The sequence below is a fragment of the Nocardioides sp. Z30_9 genome, from assembly GCF_058215735.1.
In genome coordinates, this window is sequence record NZ_JBZAJF010000002.1 from 1,341,352 (window position 1) to 1,358,662 (window position 17,311).

The following is a 17,311-nucleotide window of genomic DNA, read 5'->3' on the forward strand; positions in this document are numbered from 1 at the left end:
ACAAGATTCACGAGATGAAGGAGAGCCCCTGTGGCTGAAATGTTCTACGACGACGACGCTGACCTGTCCCTGATCCAGGGCAAGAACGTGGCCGTGCTCGGCTACGGCAGCCAGGGGCACGCGCACTCCCTGTCGCTGCGCGACTCCGGTGTCGACGTCCGCATCGGCCTGCCCGAGGGCTCCAAGAGCCGCGCCAAGGCGGAGGCCGAGGGCCTGCGGGTGCTCACCCCGGCCGAGGCGGTCGAAGAGGCCGACGTGATCGTGATCCTCGCCCCCGACCACGTGCAGCGCAAGCTCTACACCGAGTCCGTCGAGCCGAACATCGCGCCGGGAGACACCCTCGTCTTCGGCCACGGCTTCAACATCCGCTTCGGCTACATCACCCCGCCCGAGGGCGTCGACGTGTTCATGGTCGCCCCGAAGGGCCCCGGTCACCTCGTGCGTCGCGAGTACGTCGACGGCCGCGGTGTGCCCGTGCTCGTCGCGGTGGAGAAGGACGAGTCCGGCACGACCTGGGACCTCGCCCTCTCCTACGCCAAGGCGATCGGCGGCCTCCGCGCCGGCGGCATCAAGACCACCTTCACCGAGGAGACCGAGACCGACCTGTTCGGTGAGCAGGCCGTCCTCTGCGGTGGCGCCAGCCAGCTGGTGCAGTACGGCTTCGAGGTCCTCACCGAGGCCGGCTACCAGCCCGAGGTCGCCTACTTCGAGTGCCTCCACGAGCTCAAGCTGATCGTCGACCTGATGTACGAAGGCGGCATCGCCAAGCAGCGCTGGTCGGTCTCCGACACCGCTGAGTACGGCGACTACGTCTCCGGCCCCCGGGTGATCGACGCCCACGTGAAGGAGAACATGCAGGCCGTCCTCGAGGACATCAAGAACGGCAACTTCGCGCAGCGCTTCATCGACGACCAGGACAACGGCGCCAAGGAGTTCAAGGAGTTGCGCGCCAAGGGCGAGCAGCACCCGATCGAGGAGACCGGTCGCGAGCTTCGCAAGCTGATGGCCTGGGTCAAGAGCCACGACTCGGACTACGTCGAGGGCACCGCCGGCCGCTGACGGGGTTCCCGGTTTCCCAGGTTATGAACCCAGACTGCCTCTTCACACACCTCACACGGTGTGTGAAGAGGCAGTTCCGGTTCATAACCTGGGAAACCGTCCCCCCGCCCACCACAATCACCAGATGACCCACCGCCCGGTCTTCGTGCTCCACGAGCACGACAAGCCGACCCACCACTTCGACCTGCGGCTCGAGGAGGGCGGGGTGTTGCGGTCGTGGGCGGTGCCCAAGGGGCTGCCCGACGACGTACGGCGGGACCGGCTCGCCGTGGCGGTGGCGGATCACGATCTCGGGCACGCGTCGTACACCGACGCCGACAAGCGGATCGCCGACGAGGGCTGGTGGGAGCTCGAGGACCGCGACGAGCGGCGATTCGTGTTCGTGCTGCACGGACGGGGCGGCGCGCGGCGCTACGCCCTGATCGACACCGGGCGGGACTGGCTGGTCCATCTGACACGTGAACAGCCGTGACCGGATCGGGCGGCGACCGGTAGCCTCTGCCTGCCCTGGCTCGGGCCGCCAGCCGCCGTCGCCCGGACCTGTTCGGGCACCACCGCACGAGGTCGTCAGATGTCTCGCACTCCCGCTGTCGTGGTGGCAGCAGTCCTCGTGGTGCTCGGCATCGCGTCGTTCGCCCTGCAGGACCTGCGCAAGCCCGAGCCGACCTGTCTCGCGCCGGGATCGCCGCCCTCGGGGTTCGTCGACAACGCGTCCGGGTGCCCCATCACCGCCGCGAGCTACCGCGAGGTCCGGCGCTACGAGTCCGGCCTGCAGGGGTGGCGCATCGCCGGGCTGCTGCTGGTCGTCACCGGCCTCGGCGTCGGCATCGGTGCCCTGACCGCAGGGTCCCGCGCCCGGACGGCGACAGCTGGCGGCGGGACGGACGACGACCCGAGGGTCGACACGGGTGCCGGGGCCAGGGACTGAGACGGGCGCCGCGAGGCGCTGAACACCAGGTTTTCGCTCATCCCCACGTGGCAACCTGTGCTGCATGGGACCCGGCGAGGTGCGCAGCGACGGCGCCCGCGCCACCCGCTGGGTCGTCGGCGGTGCCGTGGTCGCCACCATCGCGCTCCGGATCCCGCTCCTCGACCTCCCGGCCTGGCCCGACGAGGGCGGGTTCCTGCTGGTCGGTGGTGGGTGGCGCCTGGGGGGCCACGCCGCCGACGGAGGGCTGTACGGCGGCTACTGGGTCGACCGGCCACCGGTCCTGATCACCCTCTACGGCCTGGCCGAGCGGCTCGGGGGCCTGCTCGCCCTGCGCCTCCTCGGGGCCCTGGCCGCGGCGCTCACCGTGGCCTGTGTCGCCTGGATCGCCCATTCGGTTGCGGGAAACCGCGCTGCCCGGTGGGCGGCGGTGACCGGGGCAGCGCTCCTCTGCACCCCGCTGCACTGGTCGTTCATGGTCGACGGGGAGCTGGTGGCCGCGCCGTTCGTCGCCGCCGGCATCGGGTGCGTGGTGCGCGGTCTCGTCACGGGCGGGCGCCGCGGGCTGCTGCTCCAGGCCGTGGGCGGGGTGCTCGCGGTCGCGGCGATCCTGACCAAGCAGAACCTCGCCGACGTGTTCGTCTTCGTGGCGGTCGCCCTGCTCGCGAGGCTGCTCTCGCGCTCGCTGCGCCCCGGTGACGCCCTGCGGCACGCCGCTGCGTTCGCGGCGGGCGCGCTCGCCGGCGGTGCCGTGGTGGCCGCCTGGACCCTGGCCCACGGCACCCGCCTGGGCCCGGTCCTCTACGCGATGTACCCCTTCCGCCTCGATGCCGCCGAGGCGTCCGCGTCCAGGGTCGGGTCGGAGTCCGCGTTCTCCTGGGACCGGCTCGGCGCGATGACCACCGCGGCGCTGCTCAGTGGGCTGCTGCTGCTCGCGGTGTGGGTGGTCGTCGCGGGAGTCCGGCGACGCAATCGCGACGCCTACGTGCTGGCGCTCCTGGCGGTGCTCGCCTTCGACGTGTTCTCCGTGGCCGCGGGGACCAGCTACTGGCTGCACTACCTGATCCAGCCCGTGGTGCCGGTCGCAGCCCTGACCGGGATCGTGGCGGCCCGGGGGTCCTTCATCCGTGTCCTGGGCGTGGCTGCGGGGATCAGCGCCGTGATCGCCTGGGCGGTATTGCTGACGTCGCCTCCCCGGACCGCCCAGGAGCTCGTGGGGGAGGCGATCGCCGACGTGTCCGCGCCGCAGGACACCATCGTCACCCTCCCGGGGCAGTCGAACGTCAACTACGCCGCGGGCCTGGACTCGCCGTACCCCCATCTCTGGGCGCTCCCGGCCCGCACCCTCGATCCCCGGGGTCGCCGGCTCGAGCGGCTGCTGGCCGGGCCGGAGGCGCCGACCTGGGTGGTCAGCTTCGCGCCCGTACGCCGGACGCCTCCGCCCGGCTCGATCGGCGCGGCGATCAGGGAGCACTACCGCCCGGTCGCGCGGATCTGCGGGGCCACGGTGTTCCTGCGCGCGGACGAGAGCCGGGCACACCCCGTGCCGGACCCCCGGCCGGACGCGACCGCGGACTCGCGCTGCACCTCGATCGCCCGGGCGCCCTCGCTGTCGCTGCTGCCCGACTGAGACGACGATCAGGGGCGCCGGGCGGCCTCACGCGAGAGCCCACGCACGGAGGAGAACGTCCACACCTTGTTCAGCACGAAGGACAGCGGCGTGACCAAGCCGACCGCGATCAGCTGCGCCCAGTAGAGCCGGGTCCGGAAGCCGCTGGAGTCGTCGAAGATCCCGCTCGGCAGGGCGAGGGGCGAACCGGGGTGGAGCATCAGCGTCAGCAGGCCGAGGTTGGCCAGCAGGCCCGCCAGCCCCACGACCAGGAAGGGGACGTACTCGCGGCGCCAGCTGGCGTGCACCGAGCTGCGGAAGGTCCACCGCCGATTGAGCTGGAAGTTCCACAGGTTCGCGACCAGGAACGCGAGCGTGGCGTAGACGTGGTACCAGCGGACGTTGAAGTCGGTGCCGGGCAGGTCGACGGCCACGTGGTCGGGATCGGCGCCGAGCTTGTTGCACGCGATCACCACCAGCAGGTTCACCACGACGCCGGTGCCGCCCACGGCCGCGAACCGGAACAGCAGCTTCCAGTTCTGGCCGTGCCGGACGAACACGTAGTCACGGATCCGTCGCACCCGACCGACAGTACCGAGGCAGTGGTCCTCCACCCCGCCCGCCACGACGAGGGGAGGACCACCGCCTCGGGGGCGGGTCGGCTACTTCACCTCCGAGCGCAGCACCAGCCAGAGCCCCACCGCGAGCGGAGCAGCCAGCCAGATCGCACCGGAGACGCCCAGCTGGGCCCACTGCTCTCCCGAGGGTGTCCCGTCGAACAGCGCCGTCTGGGAGTAGTTGAAGTCCACCCAGGCCTGCAGGTCCGCGAACCACTGCTGGAAGGCGGCCAGCATCCCGAAGATCGTGGGCAGCACCAGGGAGTAGACGAAGTACGCCACGATCGCGCCGGCCGAGTTGCGGATCAGCACCCCGAGCATGAACCCGATCAGCAGGCCGAGGACGTTGGCCAGCACGATCAGGGCGAACTCGGTCACCGAGACGTTCCAGACGGTCTCCGTGCCGGTGATGGCCGTGCCGACCACGTTGCCCAGTGCTCCCACCACGAGCGCGACCAGCATGGAGGCGACACCGACGCCCACCGCACAGATCGCCTTGGCCCAGATGACGCGGCCGCGGTGGGGAACCAGCGTGAACGTGGTGAGCCCGCTGCGCTGGCTCCACTCGCTGGTCACCGACAAGATCGCGATCATCGGCAGGATCACCGCCATCGGGAAGCCGATCGCGCTGGCGAAGGTCTCGAAGGTGAGCTCTGACTCCGGAGCGAACAAGATCACCGCGCCGGTGGCGAGCAGGGCCGTGATGCCGATGCTCGCCAGCAGCCAGAAGCCCGACCGGGTGTCGAACATCTTGCGCAGCTCCACCCCGACGACCCGGCCCAGCGGGATCGGAGCGGGCTCGGCCCGGGTGGCGGCGCTCCGGGCCGCCCCGCGCTCGACGGGCAGGGCGGCCGCATCCGGGGACGCCGCGTCGGCGAGGGCGTGACGGGCGGTTTCCTGGAATGACCTCATGCTGCTGCTCCTTCTCGTTGTGACTGCGCGGTGAGCTCGAGGAACATCTCCTCGAGCCCTGCTCCGTCGGCGGACCGGAGCTCGGTCAGGGCGATACCGGCGGCCAGGGCGACCTGGCCCACCCGGGCGGCGTCGGCGCTGGTGCGCACCGACCCGTCGGGCGACGCGGCGGCCGTGATGCCGCAGGCCTCCAGCGCCTGTGCGAGCCGGTCCGGCGAGGCGCTGCGCGCGACGGTCCCGGCCGCCTGCAGCAGCTCGGCCTTGGTGCCCTGGGCGACGATGCGGCCGTTGCCGATCAGCACCAGGTCGTCGGCGATGACCTCGATCTCGTGGAGGAGGTGCGAGGAGAGCAGCACCGTGCCGCCCTGGTCGGCGTAGCTGCGCAGCAGGTCGCGCATCCAGCGGATCCCTGCGGGGTCGAGGCCGTTGGCCGGCTCGTCGAGGATCAGCACGCGGGGGTCCCCGATCAGCGCCGTGGCGATCCCGAGCCGCTGGCGCATGCCGAGCGAGTAGTTGCGCACCCGCCGGCCGGCCTCGCTCTCGGTGAGGCTCACCCGGTCGAGCATCTCCTCGACCCGCGCCTTGGGGATCCCCATGGTGCGCTGGGCGATGGAGAGGATCTCGCGGCCGGTGCGCCCGGCGTGCTGCGCGGACGCGTCGAGGAGCACCCCGATCTCGCGGCCCGGGTTGGGCAGGTCGGCGTACAGGCGTCCGTCGATGCGGACGTCGCCGGAGGTGGGCGGGGTCAACCCGACCATCACCCGCATGCTGGTGGACTTGCCGGCCCCGTTGGGGCCCAGGAAGCCGGTCACTCGTCCGGGACGGGCGGTGAACGTGACGTCGTCGACGGCGGTGAAGCGGCCGTAGGTCTTCGTGAGGGAATCAACCGTGATCATGGTCCGAGCCTCGTCGCCGACGGGGTCCGGCCACATCAGGGAGGTTGCTGGACTCACCCCTGAACCGTCCCTGAGGTGCCTCAGGGGAGCCCGGGGGTGCGCGCCGGGGGCGGCGGGAACACGGGGGAACACGGGACCCCGCGGCGTGGTTGTGCGACACATGAGGATCGAGATCTGGTCGGACGTCGTGTGCCCGTGGTGCTACATCGGAAAGCGGCGGCTGGAGACGGCGCTGTCGCGGTTCGAGCACCGCGACGAGGTCGAGGTGGTCTACCGCTCCTTCGAGCTCGACCCCTCCTCGCCGCGGATCCCCGACCAGACGGTCGCGGAGCACCTCGGCGACAAGTACGGCGGCGGGCCGGAGGCCGGTCGCCGGATGCTGGAGCAGGTGGAGGCGGTCGCCGCCGAGGAGGGGCTGATCTTCCGGCTCTCCGAGGCCCAGCGCGCGAACACCGTCGATGCCCACCGGTTGCTCCACCTCGCGCTCGACGCCGGGGGGCCGGCACTGCAGTCGGTGCTCAAGGAGGAGCTGCTCGCGGCGTACTTCCTGCGGGCGGAGAACGTGGCCGACCCGGAGGTCCTGCGCCACGTCACGCAGCAGGCGGGTCTGGACCCCGCCCGGGTCGAGGACGTGCTCGCCGGCGCGGAGTACGCCGACGCGGTCGAGGCCGACGTCCGGGAGGCAGCCTCCCTGGGCGCAACCGGGGTCCCGTTCTTCGTCGTGGACCGCAAGTACGGCGTCTCCGGCGCCCAGCCCGCCGACACGTTCCTCGAGGTGCTGGAGCGTGCCTGGAGCGAGTCCCACCCCACGCTGGAGCACGTGGGCGCCGCGGCGACCGACGGCGAGATCTGCGGTCCCGACGGGTGCCCGGTCTGAGCTCGAGGGCACGGCTCAGCAGGTAGGGTTGAGGCTCCGCACGGCACCGTGCTCCGCGGCTCTCGGGCCACGCATCCCGTCCACCATGCGAGGACCAACCCTGTGACCCACACCCGTCCGCGGCCCGTCGTACTCATCGCCGAGGAGCTCAGCCCGGCCACGGTGGCCGCCCTGGGTCCCGACTTCGAGATCCGGCACTGCGACGGCGCCGACCGCGCCGAGCTGCTGGCGGCGATCGTGGACGCCGACGCGATCCTGGTGCGCTCCGCGACCCGGGTCGACGCCGAGGCACTGGGTGCGGCGCGGCGGCTCAGCGTGGTGGCACGTGCCGGGGTCGGCCTGGACAACATCGACGTGCGGACCGCGACCCAGAACGGCGTGATGGTGGTCAACGCCCCGACCGCCAACATCACCAGCGCCGCGGAGCTGGCGGTCGCGCTGATGCTGGCCGCCGCCCGGCACATCAGCCCGGCGCACGCCGCGCTGACCCGGGGGGAGTGGAAGCGCAGCAACTTCACCGGCACCGAGCTGTTCGAGAAGACCCTGGGCATCGTGGGCCTGGGCCGGATCGGCGTACTCGTGGCGCACCGGCTGGCCGCGTTCGGCATGGACGTGATCGCCTACGACCCGTTCGTGCAGCCCGGGCGCGCGGCCCAGATGGGCGTACGGATGGTCACCCTCGAGGAGCTGATGACCGAGTCGGACTTCATCAGCGTGCACCTGCCCCGCACCCCCGAGACGATCGGCCTGATCGGCGCGGAGCAGTTCGCGCTGGCCCGACCAGGCCTGGTGCTGGTCAACGCTGCGCGGGGCGGGATCGTCGAGGAGAAGTCGCTGTACGACGCCCTCAAGACCGGCCGGATCGCGGCCGCCGGCCTCGATGTCTTCGCCCAGGAGCCGTGCACCGACTCGCCCCTGTTCGAGCTGGACAACGTCGTGGCGACACCGCACCTCGGTGCCTCCACCGCGGAGGCGCAGGAGAAGGCCGGCCTGGCCGCGGCGAGGTCTGTCCGCCTCGCCCTGTCCGGCGAGCTGGTGCCGGACGCGGTCAACGTGCAGGGCGGCCTGATCGCCGAGGACGTGCGCCCCGGGATCCCGCTGGTGGAGAAGCTCGGCCGGATCTTCACCGCCCTCGCGGGCGAGGTCGCCCAGCAGATCGACGTCGAGGTCCGCGGCGAGATCGCCGACCACGACGTCAAGGTCTTCGAGCTCGCCGCGCTCAAGGGCGTCTTCGGCGAGGTGGTGGAGCACGACGTCTCCTACGTGAACGCACCTCTGCTCGCCGCCGAGCGCGGCACCGAGGTCCGGCTCATCACCGACTCCGAGAGCCCCGACCACCGCAACCTGATCACCCTGCGCGGCACCCTGGTCGACGGGTCGCAGGTCTCGGTCTCCGGCACCCTGATCGGGATCGGCCAGCGCGAGCGCCTCGTCGAGGTCAACGACTTCGTGGTCGACCTCGAGCCCACCGAGCACCTCGCCTTCCTCACCTACCGGGACCGGCCCGGCATGGTGGGCACCCTGGGCCGCATCCTCGGCGAGGCCGGGGTGAACATCGCCGGCATGCAGGTCTCCCGCGCCGAGAAGGGCGGCCAGGCCCTCGTCGCACTCTCCGTCGACTCCGCCGTCACCGCCGAGGTGCTCGAGGACATCCGCACCTCCATCTCGGCCGACATGGTTCGCGGGGTCGACCTCTCCGAGTAGTTCGCCGAGCGGGCACGAACGTCCCGGTCAGGCCACCAGGTTCGGGGCCAGGCGGGGGGTGAAGCCGGGGTCGGCCACGGTCTCGCGCCAGGCCAGGCCCAACCGGGCGATCGCGTCGACCAGCACGTGCGCCGGTTGGGTGTAGGGGAGCCGGACGAACCGGTCGAGGCCTCCCTCCGGCGCGAAGCTGGGCCCGGAGGCGAGGAGGACGTCGCGCTGCTCGGCGCGGGGCACCAGCGCCGTGGAGAGCGCGTCCGGGAGCTCGCACCACAGGTTCAGGCCCCCGGTCGGCCGCGTGGGCCGCCAGTCGGGCAGGTGCTGGCCGACGGCGACCAGGGCGGCTTCCCTGGAGGCGCGGAGCTGCTCGCGCCGGTGGGCGAGCAGGTCCTCGCCGTCGCGCAGGAGATCGGTCGCCACGAGCTGCTCGAGCAGGGGAGCCCCGAGGTCCAGCGTCAGCCGGGCACGGAAGAACGCGTCCATCCGCGCAGGCGGCACCCGGATCCAGCCGATCCGCAGGCCGCCCCAGAACGGCTTGCTCAGGCTGCCCACGCTCACGGTGTCCTCGAGGTACGACGCGAACGGCGGCGGCATCTCCTGGCCGTCCAGGGAGAGCAACACCATCGACTCGTCGATGATCGGGGTGGTGCGGGTCCGCGCAAGGGTCCGGGCGACCGCGGCCCGCCCGGTGGGGCCCATCAGCGAGCCGGTCGGGTTGTGGAAGTCGGGGATCAGGTAGGCGACCCGAGGAGCCACCTGGCGCAGGGTCGTGGTCAGGGCGTCGGTGTCGGTCTCGTCGCGCGGCAGGTCGACGCCGACGATCCGCGCCCCCGAGTGGGTCAGCGTCGCGATCGCGTTGGGGTAGGTCGGGCTCTCGGTGACGGCGCGGTCACCCATACCGAGCAGGGCCCGCGCCGAGATCGCGACACCGGCCATGGCCCCCGGCACGACCATGATCTGGTCGGGGCTGGTGGGCAGCCCCCGTGCGGCGTACGACGACGCGACGGCCTCGCGCAGCGCCGGCAGCCCGGAGGGGTAGTAGCCCGTCCCCGCGAGGTACGCCGGCAGCTCCGCGACCGCACGCTCGTAGGCGGCGAGCACCCCCGGACCGGGCAGCGGCGCGGCGCAGGTGAGGTCGATCTTGTCCTCGGGGAGGTCTCCCGGCGGCAGCAGGTGGTCGCCACGGTGCCCGCGGGTCGCCGGGAGGCTGGCCACGCTCCCGGACCCCTGGCGCGAGACCAGGTACCCGTGCTCGCGCAGCTGCGCGTAGGCGCGGGTCACCGTGGTCCGGCTGACCTCGAGCGCCCCGGTCAGGTCGCGCTCGCTGGGAAGTCGTACGCCGACCGGGACCCGGCCGTCGGTGATCAGCACCCGCAGTCCCTCGGCGAGGCCCCGGTAGGCGGGGGAGCGGTCGAAGTCGCCGAGGAGGGTGGCGATCCGGGGGGCCGAGATCAGGCGGGACATGCAGACCAGTGAATCAGCATTGGCTATTTGCGACCAGACCACTTCGCGATCCAATGAGGTAATGACCAGCCAGCCCCCTCTCGAGTCCCTGGGCGAGGCGGTGCCCCGTCGGGTGCGCGACCTGGCCCGCCTCGGGCCGGTCGCCCAGCTCCGGGCCGGCCGGCTCCCGCGGCGGTTGGTGCAGCTCACCCTCGGGCTGGTGCTCTACGGCATCACCCTGGCGATGCTGATCCAGGCGACGCTGGGCAACGCGTCCTGGGACGTGCTGCACCAGGGGATGGCCGAGCACCTGCCGATCAGCATCGGCACCGCCGTCATCGTGATGAGCCTGGTCGTGCTCCTGCTGTGGATCCCGCTGCGCGAGCCCCCGGGGCTGGGCACGATCGCGAACTCCCTGGTCGTCGGGCTCGTCGCGGACGCGACCATCAAGGTGCTGGACACCCCCGACGTGCTCTGGGAGCGCGCCGCGCTGATGGTGGCAGGGGTGGTGCTGAACGCGCTGGCCACGGCCGTCTACATCGGCTCGCAGTTCGGCCCCGGTCCCCGGGACGGGCTGATGACCGGCCTGCACCGGCGGACCGGCATGCCCATCGGGGTGGTGCGCACCTGCCTCGAGGTCGTGGTGGTCGCGGTCGGCTGGGCCCTCGGTGGAGTCGTGGGCGTCGGCACGGTGCTCTACACCCTCGCGATCGGTCCGCTGGTCCAGGTGATGCTGCCGCGCTGCATCGTCGAGCTCGACGAGACGAAGCTGCCCGCTCGGCGCCCTGAGGTGTGACTAGCGGCGGGTGGCGATCAGGGCGCTGGCGTCGGGGGCGACCATCACCTCGACGGCGGCGAAGCGCTCGTCGAGGAGCCAGTTCTCGCGGAGCATGTCGACGCGGCCGTCGGTGATCGGCGGCCACATCTGGCAGGGGGCGAAGTCGTCGAGCACGACGATGCCGCCGGGCTCGACGAGGTCGGCCACCACGTCGACGTCGGCGTCCTCGGGGACCGAGGGGTCCAGGAACAGCAGCGAGTACGGCCCCTTGTTGCGCAGTGTCGACCAGTCGGCGGCGAGCACCTCGACCTGCGGGTCGTCCTGGAAGATCTCCTGCGCGGCGACGGCGAGGTCCGAGTCCACCTCGGCGGAGATGATCTGCGTGCCGGGGCGTACGCCGGAGCGCAGCCAGGCGGTGCCGACGCCGGCGCCGGTGCCGAACTCGGCCATCGTCCCGGTCCGCGTGGCGGCCAGGGTCGCCAGCAGCCGCCCGGTCTCGTTGCGGCAGAAGGACACGTAGCCGGCTCGGCGCGAGACCGCGAACGCCCGGGACACGATCTCGGGGACCTCAGGCGGAGCACTCATGCCCCGAGTCTCGCAAATCCCTCGGGCCATCCCAACGACGAGACGGTCGTCTCGAATCGCGAGATGCGGCGTGTCCCCGGCTTCGAACGGCTGGGAGGCAGGCGTAGGCTTGCGCACATCATGCGGAGGAACTTCGTACTTATTTGCCGCCGTGGCGGGGCCTCGATTCGATAGGCCACCTCGCCGCGGAGTTCGGCGTACCCGCCGACAGGCCTCTCAACCCCTCCGCGAGCGAGACACAGAAGTCCCACCCCTGATTTCTCGCGAACCGCATCCGCCCTTGTGATCCATCGGCGTCGAGCGGTTCCTCTCCTCCCGGAGTCCTCTTTTCAAGACTGACTCAACTCCAGGAGAAGCACGATGTACGACATGTACCCCGAGTGGGGACCGGCCAGGAACAACCCGGACAGCTCGTGGAGCAGGCAGGCCCTCCAGGCCGCGCTCGACCTGCGTGACAACGGGGGACAGCGCCCGGACGACAACTGATGCAGGTCCACTAGCATCTGGTCCATGCCCCCCACGAACGAGTCTGTGAAGCTTGCCGTCATCCCCGGTGACGGGATCGGTTCCGAGGTGACCGCAGAGGCCCTCAAGGTCCTCGAGGCCACCTCGACCGGCGTCAAGTTCGAGCCCACCCGCTACGAGCTCGGCGCGGAGCACTACCTCGCGACCGGCGAGGTGCTCCCGGACTCGGTGCTCGAGGAGATCCGCCAGCACGACGTGATCCTCCTCGGCGCCATCGGTGGCAAGCCCAACGACCCGAAGCTGCCGGCCGGGCTCCTCGAGCGCGGCCTGCTCCTCAAGCTGCGGTTCGCGCTGGACCACTACGTGAACCTGCGACCCAACCGGATCTTCCCCGGTGCGGCCTCACCCCTCGCCGCCCCCGGGGACGTCGACTTCGTCGTCGTGCGGGAGGGCACCGAAGGCCCCTACACGGGCAACGGCGGTGTCCTCCGCGCCGGTACGCCGCACGAGATCGCCACCGAGGTGTCGGTGAACACCGCCTTCGGGGTCGAGCGCGTGGTGCGCGACGCCTTCCGCCGGGCCCAGAAGCGCCGCGGCAAGCTGACTCTGGTCCACAAGACCAACGTGCTCGTCAACGCGGGCCAGGTCTGGTGGCGGCTCGTGCAGAGCGTGGCCGCGGAGTACCCCGAGGTCACGGTGGACTACATGCACATCGACGCCGCGATGATCTTCATGGTCACCGACCCCGCCCGGTTCGACGTGATCGTCACCGACAACCTGTTCGGCGACATCATCACCGACCTCGCGGCGGCCGTCACCGGTGGTATCGGCCTCGCGGCCAGCGGCAACGTCAACCCCGACCGGACCGCTCCGTCGATGTTCGAGCCGGTCCACGGCTCGGCCCCCGACATCGCGGGCCAGCAGAAGGCCGACCCCACGGCAGCGATCCTGTCGGTGGCCCTGATGCTCGACCACCTCGGCCTCGAGGACGCAGCCGCCAAGGTCGAGGACGCGGTCGTGGCCGACCTGGCCGCTCGCGAGGGCGGCGAGCGCGGCAGCACCTCGGAGATCGGCGACTCCGTGGCCGCCCGCGTCGCTGGGTAACGCCGGCCCTTCGTCACCGGGGCTGCCCGGCCCCGGCCCCGGCGGCCCGGTGCCGGACCCGCCGAACCCGGCTCCGGGCGGGACGGCCAGGGCCCCCGACAGGGAGCGTAAAAGCGACGCGCGGCGCGAGAAGACCAGGCCGGGAACGGCAGGGAAGTCCGAGCGACGCGGGCCGCCAAGCGACTGAGGGGGTGCTGGGCGGCACGACCGGAGCCGACCCCGTGGTGGTTCCGGCCCCGTTGCGCCACCGAGAGTGACTCCGAAACCCACATCGACGAGAGATAGCGTGCCCTTATGACGCTCGACATCACCACCACCGTCTCGGACGCACCGCGCAACGACTCCGAGGTCGCCGAGATCCTCGCCGACCCCGGGTTCGGCACCTACTTCACCGACCACATGCTCAGCCTCGAGTGGACGAGCGAGCAGGGGTGGCACGACGCCCGGATCACGAAGTACGGGCCGCTGAGCATCGACCCGGCCTCCGCGGTGCTGCACTACGCGCAGGAGATCTTCGAGGGGATGAAGGCCTACCGGCACGCGGACGGGTCGATCTGGACCTTCCGGCCCGAGGAGAACGCGAAGCGGATGGCGCGGTCCTCGCAGCGGCTGGCGCTCCCGGTCCTGGACCCCGAGGACTTCGTGCAGGCGGTCGACGCCCTGGTGCGGGTGGACCACCGCTGGGTCCCGTCGCCGGAGGGGGAGAAGAGCCTCTACCTGCGCCCGTTCATGATCGCCTCGGAGGTGTTCCTCGGGGTGCGGCCGGCCCAGCACGCCACGTTCATGGTGATCGCGTCGCCTGCGGGGTCCTACTTCACGGGCGGGCTCACCCCGCTCAGGCTGTGGCTGACCGAGGAGTACACCCGCGCCGGGCGCGGTGGCATGGGTGCGGCGAAGACGGGCGGCAACTACGCCAGCTCCCTGGTGGCGCAGCAGGAGGCGATCGGTCACGGCTGCGACCAGGTGGTCTTCCTCGACGTCGCCGAGGGCAAGTACGTCGAGGAGCTCGGCGGGATGAACATGTACTTCGTCTTCAAGGACGGGCACATCGTCACCCCCGAGACCGGGACCATCCTGGAGGGGATCACCCGCTCCGCGATCATCGACCTGGCCACGAAGAAGGGCTACCGGGTCGAGGAGCGGAAGTTCTCGATCGACGAGTGGCGCGAGGGCGTCGCGAGCGGCGAGATCACCGAGGTCTTCGCCTGCGGCACCGCTGCGGTGGTCACCCCCGTCGGCACCTTGAAGTGGGCCGGCGGCGAGGTCGGCGGCTCCACCGAGGCCGGCCCGCTGACCAAGGAGATCCGCCAGGACCTGGTCGACATCCAGTACGGCCGCGCCGACGACGCGTTCGGGTGGATGCACCGGGTCTGCTGATGGCCCGACTACCGTTGGGCCGGTGACGAACCTGCCCACGCCCCCGCCCGAACAGGCGCGCGTCGGCGACTACCGACTGCTGGCACTGATCGGCGAGGGCGGGATGGGTGTGGTCCACCTCGCCCTGGCGCCGGACGGCCGCCGGGTGGCGCTCAAGGTGCTGCGACCCCACGTGGTCGGCGACGTGGAGGCCCGTGGGCGGCTGGCCAGGGAGGTCAGCTCGCTGCGCCGGATCATCAGCCCGCGGATCGCGGAGATCCTCGACGCCGACCCGCACGGCCCGGTGCCCTTCGTGGTCACCCGCTACGTGCCGGGGCTCTCGCTCTACCACCACGTGGTGGAGGAGGGGCCGGTCGAGGGCGCCGACCTGCTGCACTTCGCCGACGGGCTGGCCGAGGCGCTGGAGGCGGTCCACCGGGTGGGCGTGCTGCACCGCGACGTGAAGCCCACCAACGTGCTGATGGAGGGTCGCTCCCCGGTCCTGATCGACTTCGGCCTCGCCCGCCTGGCCGACGACGCGCGGTTCACCCAGGCCGGGTGGCTGCTCGGCACGCCCGGCTACCTCGCTCCCGAGATCCTCTACGGCGACGAGGCCACTCCCGCCGCGGACGTGCACGCGTGGGCGGCGACCGTCGCCTACGCGGCCACCGGCCGGCCGCCGTACGGCACCGGCCCGGCGATGGCGGTGATGGACCGGGTACGGCGCGGCGAGCACAACCTGCAGGGGGTGCCCGACCCGATCGCCGAGCTGCTCCGCGCCGGCCTCTCACCCGAGCCCCTGCAGCGGCCGACGGTCGCCGAGCTGCGCTCGACGGTGCGCGAGCTCCAGCACGTCGCGCGCATGGCCGCGCGTCCCGCCCCCGCCCCCGAGCTGTGGACGATGCCGTTCGCGCCGGCTGCACGGGCCGCACCGGCCGGTCCGGCGTCGCCGGCGGCGGATCCTGCGCCCGCGACCCGGGTGCTGCCCCCGGACCCGGCACCCGCAGACCCGCCCGCAGCCCCGTCACCCGTGGTTCCGGTGCCCGCGCAGCCCTCGGAGGCGGTCACCGAGCCGGCTCCGGTCTCGCCGCCGGCCCGCGACCAGGGTCGCGACCAGTTCCGGGAACAGGTCCAACCGGGTCCCGCACCCTGGCTCGCCCCGACGCCGCGCGAGAGCAGCCGTCCCCAGCAGCTGCTGCAGCTGGTGGGGCTCGGCGCCCTGAGCGGTGCCCTGGTGGCCTACGCCCCCTATCTCGGTACGGCGCTGGTGACCCTCGTGGTGCTGGGCCTGCGCACCGCCTCGGTGGCGCGCCAGCGGCACGGACGGCGACGGCTGATCCGTGGCCGGCCGCGCTGGTACGACGTCCCGACGACTGCCGTGTCCACCCCGGGCTACCTGCTGCTCGCCTCCTTCGGGACGGTGTCGCTGATCGCCGGGGCCGGACTGACCGCACTGGCGATGCTCTCCCTCGGCTACCTCTTCGGTCAGCCCGCGGCGGTGGGGCTGCTCCTCGCCGGCATCGGGTTCGCGCCCGCCCTGTGGTGGGGACCGGGCTCGGGCCGGGTGCGCGAGACGACCCGCGGTCTGGTGCGACGCACGAGCCGCTCGGAGTTCGGCGGCTGGGTCGTCGCGGGGGCGTGCCTGCTCGGGACCGCCGTACTGGTCGGCCTGCTGCTCGGTGACGGCCCCAACTGGGCGCCATCCCTGGCCGCGCCCTGGGGCTGAGCGAGCCGCCCTACAGCAGCATTCGGGCCGCTGCACAAGGAACGACTCGAACATTCTCACCCTGGTCTAGTGCGCAAAATCGGTACTATTGGGCCGGTAGCGCGCTTGTCGCACTATTGGCACGTGCCCACCCAGAAGTCCTCGTCGATGCGACCAGCAGCCCTGCTGGTGGCGCTGGTGCTCGCGCTCGTCGCGGCTCCCGCTGTCGTGGCCGTGACGCCGGCCAGCGCCGTGGTGACCAAGGCCGCCGCGGCCGCGAAGCCCGCCGCCAAGCCCGCGAAGCCGGCCAAGGAGCGCCGCACCCTGAGCTTCCACGGGGACACCGCCCACGCCCACGCCGCCGGCCGCGCCCGCCGCGCGCCGTTCGCCTGGAACGGCCGCAGGATCCTCTACACCGAGTCGGTCCCCGCGAAGTGGGACTGGAGCCTGTCCACCGCGATCGCGAAGTGGAACGCCAGCGGCGGCGGCATCAAGTTCGTCCGCGCGGCCAAGCCCCGCAAGGCCAAGCTGCGGATCTCGATGGCCAACATCGGCGGCGCCGCGGGGATGGCGACCGTCGGCCGGACCAAGCGCGCCAGGGTCCAGCTCAGCTCCACCTACAACCGCGTCAGCTCGCTGGACGCCTACAGCCGGGTGCAGGTGATGGGGATCTTCGCCCACGAGCTCGGTCACGTGCTCGGCTTCGAGCACACCTCCGCCCCGTGCTCGCTGATGTCCCCGGTGCTCGACGTGGACGGTTGCGGGGTGCTGCCGGCGAGCATGCCCGGCTTCTACAAGTGCCGCACGATCGACGGTGCCCTGGTCGGCCGGTTCGTGAGGATCTACGGCGGCCGTGCCTGGGCCCCCAACGGCTACTGCCCGATCGACCCACTGCCCGCGCCGCTGGCCCGGGTCGCCGTCACCGGGGGAGCCCACACCCCCGTCACCGTGACCTGGGCGCGCCCCGCCTCGATCCCCTGGGGCACCCGGGTCCTGATCCGGTCCTGGACCGCCGAGCGTTGCGGCGCCGTCCCGCCGAACGCCAGCACGACGTACGCCTCCGCCGCTGCCGGGGTGTGGCGGGACCCGCGCGCGGAGGCGACCGGTTCCACCTGCTACCGGGTGCAGCTGGTCAACCGGTACGGCGCCGGCCGCGCCGCGGTCAACCGGATGATGGTCCGCTGAGCCGGTCCGGTCACCGGGGTGCCCGCAGGGCCGGGGCCCCCGGAGAGCATGTGGCAGACTCGGCCGCGTGCTGCACCGCATCATCATCGCC

17 protein-coding genes are annotated in these 17,311 nt (G+C 72.0%); 12 read left to right on the plus strand and 5 right to left on the minus strand.

Going from position 1 to position 17,311, the window contains the following annotated elements:
- The first annotated feature begins 30 nt into the window (after nt 1-30).
- From ilvC to AC4BGB_RS17175, 4 genes are all read left to right on the plus strand, one after another.
- Entirely contained in the window at nt 31-1,059 is a 1,029-nt protein-coding gene (gene ilvC, locus AC4BGB_RS17160) for a ketol-acid reductoisomerase (RefSeq protein WP_490548134.1), read from the plus strand.
- 124 nt (nt 1,060-1,183) lie between these two features.
- Nucleotides 1,184-1,531, plus strand: a complete 348-nt coding sequence (locus tag AC4BGB_RS17165) for a DNA polymerase ligase N-terminal domain-containing protein (protein ID WP_490548135.1) — start codon at nt 1,184-1,186, stop codon at nt 1,529-1,531.
- 99 nt (nt 1,532-1,630) lie between these two features.
- Nucleotides 1,631-1,987, plus strand: coding sequence for a hypothetical protein (locus tag AC4BGB_RS17170; protein WP_490548137.1), 357 nt, complete (start codon nt 1,631-1,633; stop codon nt 1,985-1,987).
- Between the two features lie 64 nt (nt 1,988-2,051).
- Nucleotides 2,052-3,617, plus strand: coding sequence for a hypothetical protein (locus AC4BGB_RS17175; protein WP_490548138.1), 1,566 nt, complete (start codon nt 2,052-2,054; stop codon nt 3,615-3,617).
- A gap of 8 nt (nt 3,618-3,625) precedes the next feature.
- Here AC4BGB_RS17175 and AC4BGB_RS17180 read toward each other — a convergent pair whose 3' ends face one another.
- From AC4BGB_RS17180 to AC4BGB_RS17190, 3 genes are all read right to left on the minus strand, one after another.
- Nucleotides 3,626-4,177 (minus strand): GtrA family protein, encoded by a 552-nt coding sequence (locus AC4BGB_RS17180; protein ID WP_490548139.1) that lies wholly within the window; start codon nt 4,175-4,177, stop codon nt 3,626-3,628.
- Between the two features lie 81 nt (nt 4,178-4,258).
- The gene (locus AC4BGB_RS17185) at nt 4,259-5,125 is read right to left on the minus strand and encodes an ABC transporter permease (protein ID WP_490548140.1); all 867 of its coding nucleotides are present in this window, start codon (nt 5,123-5,125) and stop codon (nt 4,259-4,261) included.
- Nucleotides 5,122-6,021, minus strand: a complete 900-nt coding sequence (locus tag AC4BGB_RS17190; protein WP_490548141.1) for an ABC transporter ATP-binding protein — start codon at nt 6,019-6,021, stop codon at nt 5,122-5,124. Before AC4BGB_RS17190 ends, AC4BGB_RS17185 begins: the two co-directional genes overlap by 4 nt.
- Before the next feature lie 160 nt (nt 6,022-6,181).
- Here AC4BGB_RS17190 and AC4BGB_RS17195 point away from each other — a divergent pair, with 160 nt between their 5' ends.
- Together AC4BGB_RS17195 and serA are read left to right on the plus strand one after the other, a co-directional pair.
- On the plus strand, nt 6,182-6,898 hold the full coding sequence (locus AC4BGB_RS17195) for a DsbA family oxidoreductase (protein ID WP_490548142.1): 717 nt from the start codon (nt 6,182-6,184) through the stop codon (nt 6,896-6,898).
- 102 nt (nt 6,899-7,000) lie between these two features.
- Complete coding sequence (serA, locus tag AC4BGB_RS17200; protein ID WP_490548143.1) at nt 7,001-8,602, plus strand: phosphoglycerate dehydrogenase; 1,602 nt, start codon at nt 7,001-7,003, stop codon at nt 8,600-8,602.
- A gap of 27 nt (nt 8,603-8,629) precedes the next feature.
- Here serA and yczR read toward each other — a convergent pair whose 3' ends face one another.
- Complete coding sequence (gene yczR / locus AC4BGB_RS17205; RefSeq protein WP_490548145.1) at nt 8,630-10,063, minus strand: MocR-like transcription factor YczR; 1,434 nt, start codon at nt 10,061-10,063, stop codon at nt 8,630-8,632.
- A gap of 61 nt (nt 10,064-10,124) precedes the next feature.
- On the opposite strand from yczR, the gene yczE reads away from it, so the two are divergent.
- The gene (gene yczE / locus AC4BGB_RS17210; protein ID WP_490548146.1) at nt 10,125-10,838 is read left to right on the plus strand and encodes a membrane protein YczE; all 714 of its coding nucleotides are present in this window, start codon (nt 10,125-10,127) and stop codon (nt 10,836-10,838) included.
- On the opposite strand, the gene AC4BGB_RS17215 is transcribed toward yczE, so the two are convergent.
- Nucleotides 10,839-11,405 (minus strand): O-methyltransferase, encoded by a 567-nt coding sequence (locus AC4BGB_RS17215; protein WP_490548147.1) that lies wholly within the window; start codon nt 11,403-11,405, stop codon nt 10,839-10,841.
- A gap of 360 nt (nt 11,406-11,765) precedes the next feature.
- Here AC4BGB_RS17215 and AC4BGB_RS17220 point away from each other — a divergent pair, with 360 nt between their 5' ends.
- The 5 genes from AC4BGB_RS17220 to AC4BGB_RS17240 all read left to right on the plus strand — a co-directional run bounded on the left by AC4BGB_RS17220 (nt 11,766) and on the right by AC4BGB_RS17240 (nt 17,220).
- Nucleotides 11,766-11,891, plus strand: coding sequence for a hypothetical protein (locus AC4BGB_RS17220; protein WP_490548148.1), 126 nt, complete (start codon nt 11,766-11,768; stop codon nt 11,889-11,891).
- Between the two features lie 24 nt (nt 11,892-11,915).
- The gene (locus tag AC4BGB_RS17225) at nt 11,916-12,974 is read left to right on the plus strand and encodes a 3-isopropylmalate dehydrogenase (protein ID WP_490548149.1); all 1,059 of its coding nucleotides are present in this window, start codon (nt 11,916-11,918) and stop codon (nt 12,972-12,974) included.
- Between the two features lie 294 nt (nt 12,975-13,268).
- Nucleotides 13,269-14,351, plus strand: coding sequence for a branched-chain amino acid aminotransferase (locus AC4BGB_RS17230; RefSeq protein WP_490548150.1), 1,083 nt, complete (start codon nt 13,269-13,271; stop codon nt 14,349-14,351).
- Nucleotides 14,352-14,373: 22 nt separating this feature from the next.
- Nucleotides 14,374-16,056, plus strand: coding sequence for a protein kinase domain-containing protein (locus AC4BGB_RS17235; protein WP_490548152.1), 1,683 nt, complete (start codon nt 14,374-14,376; stop codon nt 16,054-16,056).
- A 123-nt stretch (nt 16,057-16,179) separates the two neighbouring features.
- Nucleotides 16,180-17,220: a matrixin family metalloprotease gene (locus AC4BGB_RS17240; RefSeq protein ID WP_490548153.1), complete on the plus strand. Its 1,041-nt coding sequence runs from the start codon at nt 16,180-16,182 to the stop codon at nt 17,218-17,220.
- Nucleotides 17,221-17,311: the final 91 nt, after the last annotated feature.